General features: G+C 46.3%; 21 protein-coding genes, 1 rRNA gene and 1 riboswitch. Of the genes, 20 read left to right on the forward strand and 2 right to left on the reverse strand.

Going from position 1 to position 17,669, the window contains the following annotated elements:
• Positions 1-110: ribosomal RNA gene (gene rrf / locus AC0YNZ_RS27075) — 5S ribosomal RNA — on the forward strand; the annotation flags it as partial.
• 106 nt (positions 111-216) lie between these two features.
• Here rrf and AC0YNZ_RS27080 read toward each other — a convergent pair.
• A complete protein-coding gene (locus tag AC0YNZ_RS27080; RefSeq protein ID WP_475829568.1) occupies positions 217-747 on the reverse strand; it encodes a transposase in 531 nt (176 codons plus the stop codon).
• A gap of 231 nt (positions 748-978) precedes the next feature.
• Between AC0YNZ_RS27080 and AC0YNZ_RS27085 the strand changes: the two genes are divergently transcribed.
• The 10 genes from AC0YNZ_RS27085 (at position 979) to rsmI (ending at position 8,522) form a co-directional block, all read left to right on the forward strand.
• The gene (locus AC0YNZ_RS27085) at positions 979-1,170 is read left to right on the forward strand and encodes a sigma factor G inhibitor Gin (RefSeq protein WP_475829569.1); all 192 of its coding nucleotides are present in this window, start codon (positions 979-981) and stop codon (positions 1,168-1,170) included.
• Between the two features lie 103 nt (positions 1,171-1,273).
• Positions 1,274-2,797, forward strand: coding sequence for an aminotransferase class I/II-fold pyridoxal phosphate-dependent enzyme (locus AC0YNZ_RS27090; RefSeq protein WP_475829570.1), 1,524 nt, complete (start codon positions 1,274-1,276; stop codon positions 2,795-2,797).
• 122 nt (positions 2,798-2,919) lie between these two features.
• The gene (gene tmk, locus AC0YNZ_RS27095) at positions 2,920-3,570 is read left to right on the forward strand and encodes a dTMP kinase (protein ID WP_475829571.1); all 651 of its coding nucleotides are present in this window, start codon (positions 2,920-2,922) and stop codon (positions 3,568-3,570) included.
• 133 nt (positions 3,571-3,703) lie between these two features.
• Positions 3,704-4,033 (forward strand): cyclic-di-AMP receptor, encoded by a 330-nt coding sequence (locus tag AC0YNZ_RS27100; protein WP_056634702.1) that lies wholly within the window; start codon positions 3,704-3,706, stop codon positions 4,031-4,033.
• 16 nt (positions 4,034-4,049) lie between these two features.
• Entirely contained in the window at positions 4,050-4,493 is a 444-nt protein-coding gene (locus tag AC0YNZ_RS27105) for a YaaR family protein (RefSeq protein ID WP_475829572.1), read from the forward strand.
• Positions 4,494-4,526: 33 nt separating this feature from the next.
• Entirely contained in the window at positions 4,527-5,504 is a 978-nt protein-coding gene (gene holB / locus AC0YNZ_RS27110; RefSeq protein ID WP_475829573.1) for a DNA polymerase III subunit delta', read from the forward strand.
• Positions 5,505-5,507: 3 nt separating this feature from the next.
• Positions 5,508-6,311, forward strand: coding sequence for a PSP1 domain-containing protein (locus tag AC0YNZ_RS27115; RefSeq protein ID WP_475829574.1), 804 nt, complete (start codon positions 5,508-5,510; stop codon positions 6,309-6,311).
• Between the two features lie 62 nt (positions 6,312-6,373).
• Positions 6,374-6,775, forward strand: a complete 402-nt coding sequence (locus AC0YNZ_RS27120; RefSeq protein WP_110773949.1) for a DNA replication initiation control protein YabA — start codon at positions 6,374-6,376, stop codon at positions 6,773-6,775.
• A gap of 200 nt (positions 6,776-6,975) precedes the next feature.
• On the forward strand, positions 6,976-7,644 hold the full coding sequence (locus AC0YNZ_RS27125; RefSeq protein ID WP_110773950.1) for a tRNA1(Val) (adenine(37)-N6)-methyltransferase: 669 nt from the start codon (positions 6,976-6,978) through the stop codon (positions 7,642-7,644).
• Positions 7,641-8,522 carry a 16S rRNA (cytidine(1402)-2'-O)-methyltransferase gene (gene rsmI, locus AC0YNZ_RS27130; RefSeq protein ID WP_475829575.1) on the forward strand — a complete coding sequence of 294 codons (882 nt, stop codon included), beginning with the start codon at positions 7,641-7,643 and terminating at the stop codon, positions 8,520-8,522. Before AC0YNZ_RS27125 ends, rsmI begins: the two co-directional genes overlap by 4 nt.
• Positions 8,523-8,653: 131 nt before the next feature.
• On the opposite strand, the gene AC0YNZ_RS27135 is transcribed toward rsmI, so the two are convergent.
• Complete coding sequence (locus AC0YNZ_RS27135; RefSeq protein WP_028609554.1) at positions 8,654-8,908, reverse strand: AbrB/MazE/SpoVT family DNA-binding domain-containing protein; 255 nt, start codon at positions 8,906-8,908, stop codon at positions 8,654-8,656.
• Positions 8,909-9,179: 271 nt separating this feature from the next.
• On the opposite strand from AC0YNZ_RS27135, the gene AC0YNZ_RS27140 reads away from it, so the two are divergent.
• The 9 genes from AC0YNZ_RS27140 to ispE all read left to right on the forward strand — a co-directional run bounded on the left by AC0YNZ_RS27140 (position 9,180) and on the right by ispE (position 17,610).
• Entirely contained in the window at positions 9,180-10,478 is a 1,299-nt protein-coding gene (locus AC0YNZ_RS27140; RefSeq protein WP_475829576.1) for an HD domain-containing protein, read from the forward strand.
• 17 nt (positions 10,479-10,495) lie between these two features.
• A complete protein-coding gene (locus AC0YNZ_RS27145; RefSeq protein WP_110773896.1) occupies positions 10,496-11,269 on the forward strand; it encodes a TatD family hydrolase in 774 nt (257 codons plus the stop codon).
• Between the two features lie 183 nt (positions 11,270-11,452).
• Positions 11,453-11,635: riboswitch (cyclic di-AMP (ydaO/yuaA leader) on the forward strand.
• A 247-nt stretch (positions 11,636-11,882) separates the two neighbouring features.
• Positions 11,883-13,031 carry a ubiquitin-like domain-containing protein gene (locus tag AC0YNZ_RS27150; RefSeq protein WP_475829577.1) on the forward strand — a complete coding sequence of 383 codons (1,149 nt, stop codon included), beginning with the start codon at positions 11,883-11,885 and terminating at the stop codon, positions 13,029-13,031.
• A gap of 124 nt (positions 13,032-13,155) precedes the next feature.
• Complete coding sequence (gene rnmV, locus AC0YNZ_RS27155) at positions 13,156-13,704, forward strand: ribonuclease M5 (protein WP_475829630.1); 549 nt, start codon at positions 13,156-13,158, stop codon at positions 13,702-13,704.
• A 4-nt stretch (positions 13,705-13,708) separates the two neighbouring features.
• Positions 13,709-14,635 (forward strand): 16S rRNA (adenine(1518)-N(6)/adenine(1519)-N(6))-dimethyltransferase RsmA, encoded by a 927-nt coding sequence (gene rsmA, locus AC0YNZ_RS27160; RefSeq protein ID WP_475829578.1) that lies wholly within the window; start codon positions 13,709-13,711, stop codon positions 14,633-14,635.
• A gap of 69 nt (positions 14,636-14,704) precedes the next feature.
• Positions 14,705-15,589, forward strand: a complete 885-nt coding sequence (gene yabG, locus AC0YNZ_RS27165) for a sporulation peptidase YabG (RefSeq protein WP_110773898.1) — start codon at positions 14,705-14,707, stop codon at positions 15,587-15,589.
• Positions 15,590-15,940: 351 nt separating this feature from the next.
• Positions 15,941-16,216, forward strand: a complete 276-nt coding sequence (gene veg / locus AC0YNZ_RS27170; protein WP_053373389.1) for a biofilm formation stimulator Veg — start codon at positions 15,941-15,943, stop codon at positions 16,214-16,216.
• A 216-nt stretch (positions 16,217-16,432) separates the two neighbouring features.
• Complete coding sequence (locus AC0YNZ_RS27175) at positions 16,433-16,618, forward strand: small, acid-soluble spore protein, alpha/beta type (RefSeq protein WP_110773899.1); 186 nt, start codon at positions 16,433-16,435, stop codon at positions 16,616-16,618.
• Positions 16,619-16,755: 137 nt separating this feature from the next.
• Positions 16,756-17,610, forward strand: coding sequence for a 4-(cytidine 5'-diphospho)-2-C-methyl-D-erythritol kinase (gene ispE / locus AC0YNZ_RS27180; RefSeq protein WP_475829579.1), 855 nt, complete (start codon positions 16,756-16,758; stop codon positions 17,608-17,610).
• The last annotated feature ends 59 nt before the right edge of the window (positions 17,611-17,669 follow it).

The raw sequence follows: 17,669 nt of genomic DNA on the forward strand, positions 1-17,669 counted from the left end.
GCGATGGCGGAGGGGAACCACGCGTTCCCATACCGAACACGACCGTTAAGCCCTCCAGCGCCAATGGTACTTAGACCGCAGGGTCTTGGGAGAGTAGGACGTCGCCAAGCACGAGAGACCTATCGCATGTAATGCGATGGGTTTTTTGTTTATTCAGGTATGTTATAATTTAATAAGGCCTTAGACGGCTCTATATGAGCTTCTAAGGCCTTACGGTTATCGGCGGTAATATGACGCTTCTCTAGATTGAAGTCGAAGTACGCCGTCCTTCTGCTCTTTACGGAAAGAGAAGGAGAGGAGCAGGCGGGGGATCAGCAGCCATAAGTGCCAGCTTACGATGCTGATCATTAGTGATTCTTTAATCCAAGGGTATAGAAGTGCGATGGCGCATAGGCCAATCCAGAACATATGACGATGAACGCGGCGAAATAGCAGCAGCTTAATATCGTTAGCTGGCTTGAATCCGATCCATGGAGGAGTGATTCGCCAAATCCACTTCCGGTCCGCTGCTTCGTCTACACGGATAAACGTGAGCAAAATAATCGCGATATGTATGAGCTGAACGACTGCGAACCCGAATAACCAAGAAAACAAGCCGTCGATTTGATAGATGAGCATTTGAAAAGCAAGCAAAATGGCTGCAATAAGTAAATGACTTTGAATAAGCTCAGGACGAATGACTTTTCGTTTAACAAGCTGGTATTGATATATGGTGGCATTGTGTTGTTCGGATAATTTCTGGCGCATGCAGGTACGTCCTTCCTTCCCAAAATTACAGAAACTCTCGTTAACTATATCGGTATTTATTAGCCATTTGTCCATAGTTTTGACGAAACATTTTTGAAGTACAGTAACCTTTAGCCCATATTGGGCATACGATATATAAATATTTGAAATGCGCTATGAAACAAGTATAAAAAGATAGACTATGTGACATAATAATAGCTATATAGGAATGAGCAGAAAGTGAGGATAGTTATGGACGATAATCGCGATTATAAATGTATAATTTGCAATGAAGAGAAGGCTGAGGGCCAAGGTATTCGAATTGTTTCTGGCTTTATATGCGAAACCTGTGAAGAGGAAATGGTACGAACAGATGTAATGGATGCGAAATACCCATTTTTCATTCATCAAATGAAGCAAATATTTTTAGGCGAAAATGCATGAGCGGTTTCTGGCTACAGAAGCTGCTCTTTTTTTGTTATTTTTTCGGGTACAATAGAGATATTGGTTGCAATGGATGTTTATTTGAAAGGAATGTCTTATCAAAATGAAGCCTTTTTTTGCCCCGCTATATGAAGCGCTTATTAATCATGCCAGAAAAGAGCCGATCGGGTTTCACGTTCCTGGGCATCATGGAGGACAAGCGTTGAAGCAAGAGTTATGGAGTGACCAAGCACATCATCATTTAATCGAATATTTTTATAAGATCATGCAGATCGACGTGACGGAGCTTTCGTCGACTGATGATTTGCATCATCCTGAGGCATCTATAAAGGAAGCGCAGCAATTAGCGGCCAAAACATTTGGCGCGGAGGAGACCTATTTTTTGGTAGGAGGAAGCACTTCGGGCAATATCGCGTTGTTGCTTACGCTATGTGAACCAGATGATGTTATTATTGTGCAGCGGAATGTACATAAGTCGATTATAAACGGATTAAAGCTTGCAGGAGCAAAAGCGGTTTTCCTCTCCCCGCAAATCGAAATGCATTCGGGACTAGCGACGATTCCTACGGTGCAGCAGGTAGAAGAAGCACTTGCTTTATATCCGGAAGCAAAAGCTGTTTTTTTATCTAATCCGAATTATTATGGAATGGGCGTAAAGCTGGGACCTTATGTTGACGTTGTCCACCGGCATAATAAGCCGATAATAATTGATGAGGCTCACGGTGCGCATTATGGCTTTCATTCGTCATTCCCCCATTCAGCTTTATCGGAAGGAGTCGACGCGGTCGTACAATCGGCGCACAAGACGTTACCAACCTTGACGATGGGAGCTTTGCTGCATGTGCAAGGCAGCAGGATACAAAGAGACATGCTGCGTCAGTCATTAGCGATGATTCAAAGCTCAAGCCCATCCTTTCCGATTCTCGCATCGATCGATATTTCCCGAGCAATGATTGACGCTTTGGGAACCGTTATGTTTGAGCAAAGCTTAAATTCAGCCACCGCCTTTCGCGGATGGCTTCATCAACAAGGAACAGCGATACGCGAAATGGAGATAACCGATAGTACAACATCCGATGTTGTTTCAGATCTGCTTTTGGACCCTTTACGGGTCGTGCTTTATGACAGCAGCGGGAAGCTAAACGGGTACGAGCTGCAGAAGCATTTGGAGCAGCATGGATGCTTTGCAGAGATGGCTGATCCGCGTTATATCGTACTTGTGTTCGGCATCCAAACCTCATCGAAAGATATTATGAGACTTCAGCAGGCCATTGAGGCAATCAGCGAGGCTGGTACGGAGCACTTTACGATTCAAAAAAGGGATACAAACATATCGGGTCCAGCAAGCTTAACTAAAAGTAAAGCTATGACTGCATCTGAGCCTGTTTCGTTTGCAAGGGCTAGGTTTAATAACCAAAAATGTGAGCGAATACAATTAAGCACTGCTGAGCACCATATTTCGGCAGAGATGGTTACCCCATATCCACCAGGCATCGCTATACTATACCCTGGCGAAAGGATATCGGCGGAAATGATTGAACATATTCAAAATCTGTCAGCAATGGGTGCGAAATTTCAAGGAGCAGCCGATCCTTCGATGGAGACCATTTCTATATACCGAAAATAAGACAATCAGCCGGATATTAAGCTCAAAGCAAATCTTCATTGTACAAGGGGTACCGCTTTGTTATGAGCTTTGTTAAGATAGAATAAAATATAGTTAACCTATAAGTTAGGAGAAGCCGTAGCTTGAAAAAAGGTGTATTCATTACCATTGAAGGCGGCGAAGGAGCCGGCAAATCGACACTGATTGAACGGCTCTCGAATAAGATGCTGCAAAGGGGAAAATCGGTCATTACGACGAGAGAGCCTGGTGGCATCCCGATTGCTGAACAGATTCGTGCCGTTATATTAGATCGCAAGCATGTCACCATGGATGCAAGAACCGAAGCGCTGCTTTATGCGGCTGCTAGAAGACAGCATTTGGTGGAAAAGGTTGTACCGGCATTGGAGCAAGGACAGATCGTTATTTGCGATCGTTTCGTTGACAGCAGTCTGGCTTATCAAGGGCATGCACGCGGACTTGGTATGGATGAAGTATGGGCCATTAACCAGTTTGCCATCCAAGAGCTTATGCCTGATCTGACTATTTACATGGACGTTTCTCCGGAAGTTGGACTGGAGCGTATCGCCCAAGCGTCAGACAGAGAGATCAATCGTCTAGATCTTGAAAAACATTCCTTTCACGAAAAGGTAAGAGAAGGCTACATGCGGCTGCTTCATCAAAATACAAATCGAATGGTGTTAATAAATGCCGAACAAAGTCCGGATTTGGTGTTTAATGACGTTTTAACGGCAATTGATGCCCGGTTTGCAGGATTTTTTGCTATTGATGTCTAACTTTAAGATATAGACTTTAATGAGTGGCTTCCGATCGTTTCTTTTACAGATGGCGATGGTTGGCGGTATATGACAAGAATGAGGATGCAAGCTCTCAATAACCTATTCTAATAGTAGTCAAGGGGGAATGAAGATGAAATTAGTAATCGCGGTTATTCAAGATAAGGATAGCAACCGATTGTCTAACGCGTTAGTGCGTGAAGGGTTTAGAGCAACAAAGCTTGCAAGTACAGGCGGATTTTTAAGAGCAGGGAACACGACATTTATGATCGGTATAGAGGATGAGCGGGTGCATGAGGTTCTACAAGTCATAAATGCCAATTGCAAGGTACGTGATCAGCTGGTTACTCCGGTTTCTCCGATGGGCGGATCAACGGATTCTTATATTCCTTTCCCTGTTGAAGTACAGGTTGGAGGCGCGGCCGTATTCGTCGTACCAGTCGAGAGGTTTGAGCATTTCTGAATGGGTGTGGCATACGATGAAAATTGATCAAGGCTTCCGGCCTTTAGGGCAAAACCGCGCAAGCAACGATGCGTCAGCCAAGCAGGTTCAGCCAAGAAGCTTTGCCGATGTCATGGTACAGCAGGATGCAGATCGCACACAGGAGCAGCTTCAGCAGAAGCTGCAGGACATTCATAGACAAGGCGATCGTCTTGCTAAAGTAATGACCGTTCGAGAGTTGAAACTATATCGTCAGATGATCAAGCAGTTTTTGGAGGATACCATCAGACGCGGCGTTGTGCTGAAGGAAGTCAAAGGATTTGATCGCAGGGGACGCATTAAACGATATAAACTGCTGGATGAGATTGATGCGACACTCGTCTTAATGGCCGAGGATTTGCTGGATAGTGAGCAAGGAAGAATCGACTTGCTTAACAAGACCGGCGAGATACGAGGTCTTCTTATCAATTTGTTATTTTGATGAGAAATGAGCAGGGAAAGGTTAGGAACGGCTATGAGCCTTGAACAAATTGAAGGCCAATGGAAGGCGCAGCGGATTTTGTCACATGCGCTGAAGAGCGGTAAAATTTCACACGCATATTTGTTTAACGGACCCTCGGGAACGGGACGGATGGCGATGGCGCGCGAATTTGCTAAGGCGTTATTTTGTACGGCAGGCGGCGCCAATGCATGCGGAGAGTGCTTGGAGTGCAGAAAGTTCGAGCACGGTAACCAAACGGACTTAACGACAATTGCACCTGACGGAAATTCGATAAAAATCGACCAAATTCGCGAGCTGCAGCGTGACTTCGCCTATCGTAATAGCGGTACGAAGCGTAAGGTATATATGATCGAGCAAGCCGACAAAATGACGATGCAAGCTGCAAACAGCTTGCTTAAATTTTTGGAAGAGCCTTTATCGCCGGTCGTAGCTATTCTGATAACGGATAATGGACAGGCCGTTATTCCTACCATTCGCTCTCGTACGCAATGGGTGCCGTTTCTGCCGATGCCGCCGGGGCGTATGCTGCAAACACTTATAGAAGAGGGAGCACCGCCTACTTTGGCCCGGACCGTTGTTCAATTAACATCGGGCTTGGATAGTGCTAGACAATTTCTCCAACAGAATCAGTTTGCAGAAATCAGAAGCCTAGTGATACAATTAGGTAAGGAGAGTTTGACCCGATTCACCGCGGCGATGATCACTGCTGGACAACAGCTTTTCAAAACGGACTTAGTGGAACACACACAGCTGCTGTTGTCGTTATTAGTTATTTGGTTTAAAGATTTGATACAGTTCCAGGCCGGAAGGCAGGACGACATCGTTTTTATAGATCAGTTGGATTGGATAGGCAAGCATGCTTTTGATCGATCGTTCGCAGGCTGGGTGTCCTGCATAGAGCATACGCTCGAAGCGAGTAAACGTATGCGCGCAAATGTTACACCTCAGCTCGCATTTGAGCAACTATTGGTAAACTTACAGGAGGGCTAATTCTTGTATAATGTCATCGGTGTCCGCTTTAAGAAAGCGGGCAAGATCTATTACTTTGATCCGGTCGAACATCCCGTGGATAAGGAGCAACATGTTATTGTTGAAACAGCACGCGGAATCGAATACGGTAAAGTGGTGGTGGGACAGAAGCAAGTCGGTGAATCGGATGTTGTTCTCCCTCTTAAGAAAGTGATTCGCATTGCAAGCGATGTAGACGCTAAGGTTGTCGAAGAAAATCGTGCTGCAGCCAAAAATGCGTTTACCACTTGTCTTGAAAAGATTAAAGGCCATCAGCTTCGTATGAAGCTGGTAGACGTGGAATTTACGTTTGACCGCAATAAAATTATTTTTTACTTTACGGCAGAAGGGCGAGTCGATTTCCGTGAGCTAGTTAAGGACCTAGCCAGCGTATTTCGTACTAGAATAGAGCTAAGGCAAATCGGTGTTCGGGACGAAGCGAAGATGCTGGGCGGAATTGGCCCATGCGGACGAGTACTATGTTGCTCTTCTTGGCTTGGTGATTTTGAGCCCGTATCGATAAAGATGGCCAAGGATCAGAATCTATCGCTTAATCCGACCAAAATATCCGGATTATGCGGGCGCCTCATGTGCTGTCTGAAGTATGAGCATGACAATTACGAAAGTGTTCGTGAAGAGCTTCCAGCTATTGGCAAGCTCGTTGTCACCTCATATGGGGAAGGTAAAGTTACTGGCATTAACGCATCCGCCAAAAGCGTGTATGTGCAATTATTTGATACACCAGGTAAACCGAAAGAACTGCCGATGGATGATGTCGTCATCAAATAAGCGGCAGAGTGCGATTCTCACGGGTGAGGTTACACTCACGCTTGAAGCTCTGGGGTGGGAACTTGGAGAAGAACGATATTTTCGCGAAAATGGACGAGCTGGATAGCCAGGTAGGTGTGTTCCATAAGGAGCTAACGGATTTAAAGCAGAAGGTTAAAGAACTGCTTGAAGACAATAAGCGTCTAAGTGAAGAGAACAACCAGCTTCGTCAGCTGTTTAAGAGAGAAGCAGAGCTGGAGCGTGAAGTCATTGAAGCTCCAGTCAAAGGCAAAAAATCGGGAGCGAGTAAAGAGGTACAAGTCCTAACCGACAATGCACTCGCAGAAGCGGGCGTTGCGATTGGGGAAGGCCACGATAATTTAACCCGGTTGTATCACGAAGGATTCCACATTTGCAACGTTTATTACGGGCATTTGCGGACGGAGGGTGACTGTTTATTCTGTCTATCCTTTCTAAATAAATAGTGGAATCCGTATCGACATGCCGTCCTTGCCGCAAAGGGCGGTATTTTTATTAAATAATAAGCATATCATAGGCGCAGCCTTTTACGATAGATAGAACTAACGTTGAAATTATTCCAATGAATACCGATTATTAAAAAGGAGCGGCTTAAATCGTGTCAGAACAAATAACTTTAGCAGCCAATGAACGGCTTGATGATTTAATGACGGAATCAGGCCTGAAAATTATACAAAGCCGGGAAGTGTTCAGTTTTTCGCTCGATGCTGTGCTGCTTTCCCGGTTCGCAAGCGTGCCGAAGCACGGTCGCATCGTTGATTTATGTACTGGTAACGGAGTAATTCCTATGCTTCTCACCACTCGGACAAATGCGAAAATCGATGCAGTTGAAATTCAACCGAGGCTGGCGGATATGGCGAGAAGAAGCATAATGCTCAATCAGTTGACGGAGCAAATTACGGTTATTGAGCAGGATTTGAGATTGTACCCGAAGTTGGCGGGGAATGGGGTATATGATGCGGTAACGGTTAATCCGCCTTATATGCCGGTAACGGCAGGCGATCAAAATGAGAATGAACATTATGCGATTGCCAGGCATGAAATCCACTGTACGCTTGATGATGTTGCAGAGGCATGCTCACGGCTGGTTCGGCCTGGGGGGAAAGTGTCTATGGTTCACCGTCCATCACGCTTGCTTGATATCGTGGAAACGATGCGCAAATGGAGGCTTGAGCCGAAGCGGATCCAATTTGTTCATCCACATGCGAATGCTGAAGCCAATATGGTGTTAATAGAAGCTATGCGGGATGGAAAACCTGATATTAAGCTTCTTCCGCCTATTATGGTATATGAGAATGGGGTGCAGATCGTATGAATGTACAGAAAAGCTTCTCGGAAGCTGCCAGCGAAAGCTCAGGCAGCCTGTATTTAGTCGCAACGCCTATAGGTAATTTAGAGGATATGACCTTTCGCGCGATTCGCACACTAAAGGAAGTGCAGCTGATCGCCGCGGAGGATACCAGGCAAACGCGGAAGCTGCTTACGCATTTTGAAATCGGTACACGTATCGTTAGCTATCATGAGCATAATAAGCGTGCAAGCGGACCTGAGCTGATCAGATTGCTGCTGGAAGGACAATCGATTGCACTAGTAAGCGATGCGGGACTGCCTGCCATATCTGATCCCGGTGCAGATCTTGTGAAGGAAGCAGTTGAAAACAATATCCCCGTTATTCCTATTCCCGGCGCAAATGCCGCGTTGTCCGCTCTTATTATGTCGGGCTTGCCGACTGACCGTTTTTTATTCGCCGGCTTTCCGCCGCGTGAGCGAAAATCGTTAATGAAGTGGCTGCAGCATATGCAAGCCCAAAAAGGAACTCTGCTTTTTTATGAATCACCGCACCGAATAAGTAAAACGCTCGATGCTCTTCAGGAATGTTTGGGTGATCGTCAGACAGCCTGTGTCAGAGAGCTGACGAAGCGCCATGAAGAAGCGGTTCGCGGGCGGGTATCGGAATGTATCAGCTGGTTTGCGGAGCATCCGCCGCAGGGTGAATTTTGCATTGTAGTGGAAGGGGCAGAGGGATCCGGCGCAAGTGAACAACAAGCAGACGATATTTGGTGGTCAGAGCTTGACCTTGCTGCTCATGTCGCTCATTATGAGGAGCAATACGACAGGAAGGAAGCGATTAAGATGGTAGCTGTTGATCGCGGATTGCCGAAGCGGGATGTGTATAATGAAGTAAATAGATAGAAAGCAGTCATAAAGGGATGAAGCAGACAAAAAAAAGACCTTCCTGGCCGGGTTCAAGCGCAGGAAGGTATCAAGGAGTATAAAAAAGGTTAGAATTAACAAGTTGATAAGTACAGTATAACTGATTTTTTTTATTTTGTCACAGGTGTTGGCATTTCTGACAAACAAATATGACAAACAATTTTTCCTTTGAAGTAAGATACGTTCTCTGCATTGCCGCAGAAGATGCATGCAGGCTCGTATTTCTTAAGCATAATGCGCTCGCCATCTACGTAGATTTCAAGTGCATCTTTTTCGCCTATACCGAGCGTACGTCTCAATTCGATCGGTATAACGACGCGTCCCAGCTCATCAACCTTACGAACAATACCAGTAGATTTCATCATAATCTATCATTGCCCCTTTCAAAATGTATTTCGTCATCGTTCGACATTGTTTTTACTTTTATGATTACTATAATACCAACGATTACCATAATAGTCAACCAAGAATATTCCCCGGAAGAGCCGTAGGAACAAGTATTTGACTAGATATAAGGTTCATATTACTCTGTAATAGAATACAACAGCTTCGACATTTTGGAAACTAATTTACGACAACGTTCGACATTAGTCTCATGTTTTGTGTCGAAAATATGAACAAAGGAGATGAGAACTGATGAAGCAACAGTTGACCGAAGAGAAAGTTTTTAAGGACCCTGTCCATCATTATATTTATGTGCAGGACCAGACGATTTGGGATCTGATTAACACGAAGGAGTTTCAGCGGTTGCGGAGGATACGACAATTAGGAACTTCCTATTTGACCTTCCATGGCGCTGAGCACAGCAGATTTTCGCATTCACTCGGCGTTTACGAAATAACGCGTAAAATTATTTCTCAATTCGAACGCAACGGCTATCCCGATTGGCCTGCCGAGGAAAGGCTGGTCTCACTCTGTGCGGCACTGCTGCATGATGTCGGTCACGGTCCGTTCTCCCACTCCTTAGAAGAAGTATTCGACACGGATCACGAACAGTGGACATGTAAAATATTGCTTGAAGATACAGAAATTAATCGCGTGCTGCGGGCTGTATCGGAACAATTTCCCGAGCAGGTAGCGGCTGTCATTCAAAAGACATACCCAAAGCCCATCGTCGTAAGTCTCATTTCAAGCCAAATGGATGCTGACCGAATGGACTATTTACTTAGAGACGCTTATTTTACCGGTGTAAATTACGGTACTTTCGATTTAGAGCGGATACTGCGCGTATTACGCCCTTATAAAGGGCAAATTGTAGTAAAAGAGAGCGGAATGCACGCCGTAGAGCATTATTTGATGTCCAGATATCAAATGTATTGGCAGATTTACTTCCATCCAGTTACAAGAAGCTCTGAAATTATTTTACGTCAAATATTTCGTAGAGCGCAGGAGCTTTATGTGGGTGGCTATGTATTTAATTGGATGCCAAGCTCGATTAAGGTGCTGCTTCATAATACGATGACGGTGCATGATTATCTGAAACTGGATGAAGCACTCATTCAGACTGCCTTCACGCAATGGGCGGAGGAGCAGGATTTGCTGCTAAGCGATCTGTGCGACCGTTTTCTGCACCGTCATTTATATAAGTACATAACCATTGAAAATCCCGATGAAACGCTATTAAATGAAATTAGTGATTGTTTCTCTTCTATTGGAATGAATCCGGATTATCATATGGAGATTGATTTCCCGTTTGACCTGCCATACGACGTATATCGACCTGATAAAAAAGATGGCGAAAAGAAAGAAAAAGCGCCGATTTTGTTGTTAGACGGGCAGGATGAAATAAGTGAAATTTCTGCCAAATCCGACATTGTTCGCTCTATTACCGGTCTGCATCAGGGACAATACCATTTGTACTACCCGGAAGAGCCGCTCAAAAAAAATATGAACCGGATACCTGATTCTTTGAAAAAATTGTTCAAACTCGACTGAAGGAGCCTGACATCAATATGACATTACTTTTCGATACACATACCCATTTAGACTCATATAAGTTCGATGAAGATCGTGACGAAGTCATTCAGCGCGCAAAAGATGCAGGCGTGCATATGCTCCTCAATATTGGCTTTAACCGTGAAACGATTCCGACGACGATCGCGCTCGCCGAGCAGTACGAGTTCATTTACGCGGCTGTCGGCTGGCATCCTGTGGACAGCATAGATATGCTTCCGGAGGATTTAGAATGGATTGAACGGCTATGCGCGCATGAGAAGGTTGTTGCCATCGGCGAAATCGGTCTTGATTATCACTGGGATACCTCGCCTAAAGACGTTCAGCAGCGTGTATTTCGCGAACAGATCCGTCTTGCGCGCAAAGTAGGGAAGAGGGTCGTTATTCACAATCGCGATGCTCACGAGGATGTTGTCCGAATTCTTCAAGAGGAAAATGCAGCCGAGGTCGGAGGCGTCATGCATTGCTACTCAGGCAGCTGGGAAACCGCAAAACGGTGCCTGGATATGAACTTCTATATTTCGTTCGGAGGACCTGTTACTTTCCAAAATGCAAGGGTGCCCAAAGAGGTGCTTAAACAGGTTCCGCTCGACCGGCTTTTGATTGAAACCGACGCTCCATATTTGGCCCCTCACCCGTTCAGAGGGAAGCGAAATGAGTCCTCCTATGTGTCCTTAGTTGCAGAGACAGCAGCGGAATTATTAGGCAAAACGGTGGAAGAAATAGGCGCAATTACGACCGAAAACGGTAAAAAATGTTTTGGTATTGTCTGAGAATGAGAGAAATGAGGAGAATTTAAGACCTTTATCGCGTAAAAACTAATTTTTATATCGATTATCGCTTATTTTTTCCGTCTTTATTCACCTTTTTCGCTTAAATCGTCTTTTATCGTATCTTTACAATTGACCTCGTATGAGGGTATGATTCAACTCAGAGCATAACATTTTGTATTGGATTTCCAGTTTGCGCTTAATCTCCACTTTGGAGAGCGGGGGAACCAGATGCGGGAATTTATACCGCATTTTGAATTCTTCAGGGGTGAATTTCGGAGCCTTTGCCATGAGCATTGTGTAACGAATAGGGCGACTCTCTTGCCCGAATCCGTCAGCTAACCTCGTAAGCGTTTATAGAGAGTGATCAACCTCGTGCATCCATTTTTCCGTATCCCAGAGTAGTAATACCCGGGAAGCCACGAAACAGATCCTCTGTCGACGGCTTCTTTTTATTTTCGAATAATCGGGAATTTGTCGACATAGGGATTAAAGATGGGGGTGGGAGGTTCGGCAGCAGTTCTGGATTGCGTGCTTGCACGCCAATATACTATAGTCGCGTCAGTTGTATCATGCGTAAAACTTGGCGGCGGGGCTATGAAGGAGGACCGATGAAGTGGGAATACTCCAGGTTAAGGACACCCATGGGAAACGATCATCCAGCATGTCTTTCGCATTGCGATGGAAGCGTGAAAACTTGCGTTTGATTCTTTTGAGTGCTACTATCTCAATCGCTATGACTTTCATGTTTTTGGTGTTGTTGTACGGAACGGCTGTCAAAAGCGTCTCCGTAGTAGTGAACGGACAAGAAACCATTGTGGAAACGAAGCAATGGGTCCTGCAACGCCTACTGGATGAACAAGCTATCGCAATTGGACCACATGATGAGGTGTCTAAACCGCTTAATGCGGCAATAAAGGACGGAGATCGTATCGAGGTAACTCATGCGGTACCGGTAATTGTGAAAGCTGATGGCAAGACCTCTACTGTGTACACGACAGAGAGAACAGTAAAGGCAGCGATCGAGGAATTACATATTCCAGTTCGTAGTCAAGATAAAGTAGTACCGCCGCTTAATACCGCAGTAAATGCGGAATTGACGGTAACAGTAGTGCGCGTCGACACGAAAGTATCGGAAACGGAACGCGCGATGCCATTCTCTATCGTGAAGAAGAAGGATCCGACACTGGAAGCGGGCAAGGAAAAGCTCGTGCAAACCGGTAAACAAGGTCTTATTGTAGAACATATCGAGAAGCAGTATGAGGACGGAGTTCTCATTTCGAAGAAGATGGTCAGCAAGGTTGTCGAGACGGCGGCTGTTGATCAGGTTATCGCTATCGGAACGAAGAAGGAAGAGCCTAAGGTAACGGTTCTCTCGAACAGAAGCACAAGCATGGCTTCGCTTACGAAGAGCGGTGTCACGTTTAAGGCAAGGAAAGTGCTTAAGAACGTCACGTTGACTGCTTACTCAGCAGGCGTAGCTTCTACAGGCAAGGATGAAAGCCATCCGCAATACGGAATTACAGCATCAGGAGCCCGTGTGCAAGAGGGACGGACTATAGCCGTTGATCCTGAGATTATTCCGATTGGCTGGTGGGTTTACATTGAAGGCATTGGCTTCCGCCGGGCTGAGGATAAGGGCAGCGCGATTAAAGGCAACAAAATCGATGTATACTTTGACAGCACTAAGATTGCAAACAAGTTCGGCAGAAAGAAAGGCATCACTGTATATGTGCTGGGGCCGAATAGACCTACCTCAAGCTGATGAGCGGGTTACCATCATTTTATCGTAATATTTAATTAAATATGCCATCATAAGGAGAGGCACTGCCTCTTCTTTTTGCATGTTTGCGGGCTTATTAGAATTTATAAAGAAGGGAATGATCTTGATGATCAAAGAGATCATTGTCGTTGAAGGTAAAGATGACACCGTAGCAATAAAACGGGCGGTAGATGCGGATACCATAGAGACGAACGGCTCGGCCATCGGTGAGGACGTGCTGAGAAGAATCGCGCTGGCGAACGAGCGTCGCGGCGTCATTATATTTACTGATCCCGACCATGCGGGAGAACGTATCCGCAAAATAGTCGCCCGTCACGCACCCGGGTGCAAGCATGCTTTTTTACCGCAGGAGAAAGCTTTGTACAAAGGGGATATCGGCATTGAAAACGCGAGTCCCGAAGCGATTCGTACAGCGCTCTCAGAGCTGCGTACAGAGTCGGCGGACGGAGCGGGAGAAATTAGCTGGGAAGACTTAATGGATGCAGGCCTAATCGTCCATCCGGACGCGTCCAATCGGCGCCTGGTTATAGGCAAGCTGCTTGGCATCGGTTATGCGAACGGCAAGCAGTTTTATAAACGTTGTACAAGCTTTCGAATTTCCAAAGCAGAATTTACGGAGGCGTTCCGTCAAATGGAAGAGGAACTGGAGGGATAGCGGGATGAGCGGACAAGAGCATACTGAGCAAAGCAAGACAGCGGTAAAATCGGCTTCGGTAGAGGTGGCCACGCCCAAACGGACCAAAGAGATCATTGCCAAATACGGCTTCTCTTTCAAGAAGAGCTTAGGACAAAACTTTCTGATTGACCAAAATATTTTGAACAACATCGTAGCGGCTGCCGAGCTTGATGAAACAAAGGGCGCACTGGAGATCGGGCCCGGTATTGGCGCGCTCACGCAGCGGCTTGCCGAGGCCGCAGGGAAGGTGACGGCCGTAGAAATCGATAATCGGCTTATTCCGATTCTAAGGGATGTACTCGCCGAAGAGAACAATACGACTGTGATTCACGGCGATGTGCTGAAGCTTGATCTGAAGCAGCTGTTCGAAGAGCAGTTTGCCGGCGTTACCGGCGTCAGCGTCGTCGCGAATTTGCCTTATTATGTGACTACGCCGATTCTGATGAAGCTGCTTGAAGAGAAGCTGCCGCTTGAGCACATCGTCGTCATGATTCAGAAGGAGGTAGCTGAGCGGATGGCCGCTAAGCCGGGCGGCAAGGAGTATGGCAGCCTTAGCGTTGCCGTACAGTATTACTGCGTGCCAAAGGTCGTCTGTACGGTGCCGCATACGGTGTTTATTCCACAGCCAAATGTCGATTCGGCTGTCATCAAGCTATCCTTGCGCGATAAGCCGGCTGTCGATGTGCCTGACGAGGATCATTTCTTCCGGGTCGTACAAGCCAGCTTCGCGCAGCGCCGGAAGACGCTGGCGAACAATCTGACGGCATTTGTAGGAAAAGATCGGCGCGAGGCATTAACGGAGCTGCTTCTAAAGAACGAAATTGACCCGATACGGCGCGGCGAGACGTTGTCGCTTGAGGAATTTGCACGAATTAGCCGCAGCATGCTGGAAGCGGGCTGGGGCGGTTAGGCTCTTAAACATAAAATACTCACCATTCGCCCTATCTGCCCATAGGATAGAGGAAGAGGTGATTTACGCATGAAGCAAGGGGACCTGGTCGTCCGCAAATCGTATGGCGGTGACGTGCTATTCAAGGTTGAAGCTGTTCGTACACATACGGCCGTTCTGAAGGGCACGGACTACCGATTGCTTGCGGATGCTCCGATTCCTGATTTATCGGTCATACGCGATCCAGAATCGACAAGTGCGGTGCAGCAAGTTCGGATTAAAGTAAACGATTCCTTAAGACGTATGCACTCGGAACGAGAACGTCAAGCAATTGAGAACGAAGATAGTATTCGGCATGCGTTGCAGCAGAACCAGCCATTTTTTGAAGTGCCCGGGAAAGTGCTTCATCTCGACGGAGATAGCAATTATTTAAAGAAGAGCATGCAGTTGTACAATACGATGCGTGTCCCTTCGCATGGCCTTCACGTGCATGAATCCCAAATGGCTGATATGCTGTACCGTCTGCTGCCGCAAATCCAACCGGATATTGTCGTCATTACCGGCCATGACGGCGTGCTGAAAAGCCGTGCGCAAATGGACTTGTTTAGCCTAAGCAGCTACAAAAATTCACAGCATTTCGTTAATGCGGTTCGCGTAGCGCGCGACTATGAGCGTAACCGCGACGGACTGATCGTTATTGCAGGCGCTTGCCAATCCCATTTTGAAGCATTGCTGCAGGCGGGTTCCAACTTCGCGAGCTCACCGGGGCGTATATTGATTCATGCGCTCGATCCTGTTTATATAGCCATTAAAGCAAGCTACACGTCGATTAAGGACACGATAAACTTAGGTGACGTCATTCATGGCACGATAAGCGGTATTGACGGTGTTGGCGGCATAGAGACGATGGGACGTTTTCGCGTTGGCTTACCGAAGCCCAAAATAACGTCATCCTCTTCTGTATTAAAGGCGTAACGGTTCTGAACCCAATTGTTTTACAATTTCTTACATGCGAAATAGCGCCGCTCAAGCATGAATTTGTTTATTGAAATATAAGCGTCGTATAATTCAGAACCAGATACGATGCTTATATTTCAGAGCAGACGAGACTGGGACTTTTTTACCAAAGCGGGCGCCAATCATAAACACATAATTTAAAGTAACTTCTTAATATGTATATTTTTTGCTTTATTATGCATGGTTTTTTTAAAAATGGGTGAAAACACCGTTGACAAATAATTATTCCGGCTGATATAATATTTTGCTTTGTTTGACAACACCCCTCTTTTTGGTTATAATGGACAAGGAAAGAGGTGGTAGTGGACAATGGCAAAAAATGCGCTATTGGATATTAAACGCAGTTTGGAAGCTCATGTTGGCTCCAAAATCCGTCTTCGAGCGAACGGTGGCCGACGAAAGACCATCGAACGAACCGGCACGTTGGAAGAAACCTACCCTTCTGTTTTCATTGTTAAGCTGGATGAAGAGCAGCATGCGTTCAAGCGTGTCTCATACAGTTATGCGGATATACTGACAGAGTCGGTGGAAGTGACCGTATGCAATGATGAAGGTCAAGTCCGAATCGCCCATTTGCAACAATAGATTATATATCGCCCAGTGAGGCATATTAGCGCAGAAAGCTTCTGCGCTTTTTTTTTTGCGCTTATGCGGCCAAGCGTCTTATTCATTCTGCTAAGTGAAACGGAGCGGGTACGTTCAGCAATGTATGGCGAGGTCTAAATTGATGCATACTACCAGTGCAATAGTGACAGCCGTATATACTTGGTTATCGTTAAAATGGATTTGGAGGTAATGGGAATGGGCCGCAGAAGACGTGGAGTGATGTCGGAGGAATTAAAATATGAGCTGGCTAAGGACCTTGGGTTTTACGATACGGTGCAGCAGGAGGGCTGGGGAAGCATTCGTGCGAAGGATGCCGGAAATATGATTAAACGCGCGATACAGCTTGCTGAACAAGCCGCTGCAAAAACGAATCAGCCTTAATCGTGATCTGATATTTGTGCATATAAAAGCTAAGCTGATGGCAACCGGAAATCAACCGATTGTCATCTCTTAGCTTTTATTGCGTTCGTTTGATATAATGTTGTTTAAGCTTACGAACGAACGGGTGAACTTATCGGATGAAAATTTATGAAAAAGCTCCTGCCAAAATTAATTTATTGCTCGATGTGCTCCGCAAACGCGGTGATGGTTACCATGAGGTCGAGATGATTATGACGATGGTTGATCTTGCAGACCGTCTTGAAATGGAAGAGCTGCCTAGAGATACAATCATTATTTCAAGCCAAGTAGGCTACATACCGCTAGACGAGAAGAATCTAGCCTTTCAGGCGGCTAGGCTTATTAAAGAACGCTACGATGTGAAGCAAGGCGTATATATTCATTTGGACAAAAAGATTCCCGTCGCTGCGGGACTGGCTGGCGGCAGCAGCGATGCCGCTGCTGCGCTGCGAGGCCTGAACCGGCTATGGAAGCTGCAAATCCCGGAGGACGAGCTGTGCCGCCTTGGCGCGGAGCTCGGCTCCGACGTTCCATTCTGCGTGACCGGCGGCACAGCGATTGCCCGCGGGCGCGGCGAAGTGCTGGAGCATATCGCAAATCCGCCGCAATGCTGGGTCGTATTGGCGAAGCCGCCGATTAATGTGTCGACAGCCGACGTATACGGCAGATTTCGCGCAAACGAGATTAAAGAGCATCCTTCCATCTCAAACATGGTCGGTGCGCTTGAACGGGGCTCTTTTACCGATATTTGCGAGGGGCTAGGCAATGTGCTGGAGAAGGTTACGCTGGATGTCTATCCCGAGGTGATGCAGCTGAAGGAAAGCATGATCAGGCTTGGCGCAGATGGCGTCTTAATGTCTGGCAGCGGACCGACGGTGTTCGGCCTCGTATCGAAGGAAGCCAAGCTTCCACGTATTTACAATGGGCTCCGCGGCTTTTGCAAAGAGGTCTATGTGGTAAGAATGCTGACATAGGACTGACGTTTTTCTTGATTAAATCCGTATAAAAATGTTATATTGACATTATAATATTC

This window comes from Paenibacillus sp. J2L1-98, from assembly GCF_056269405.1.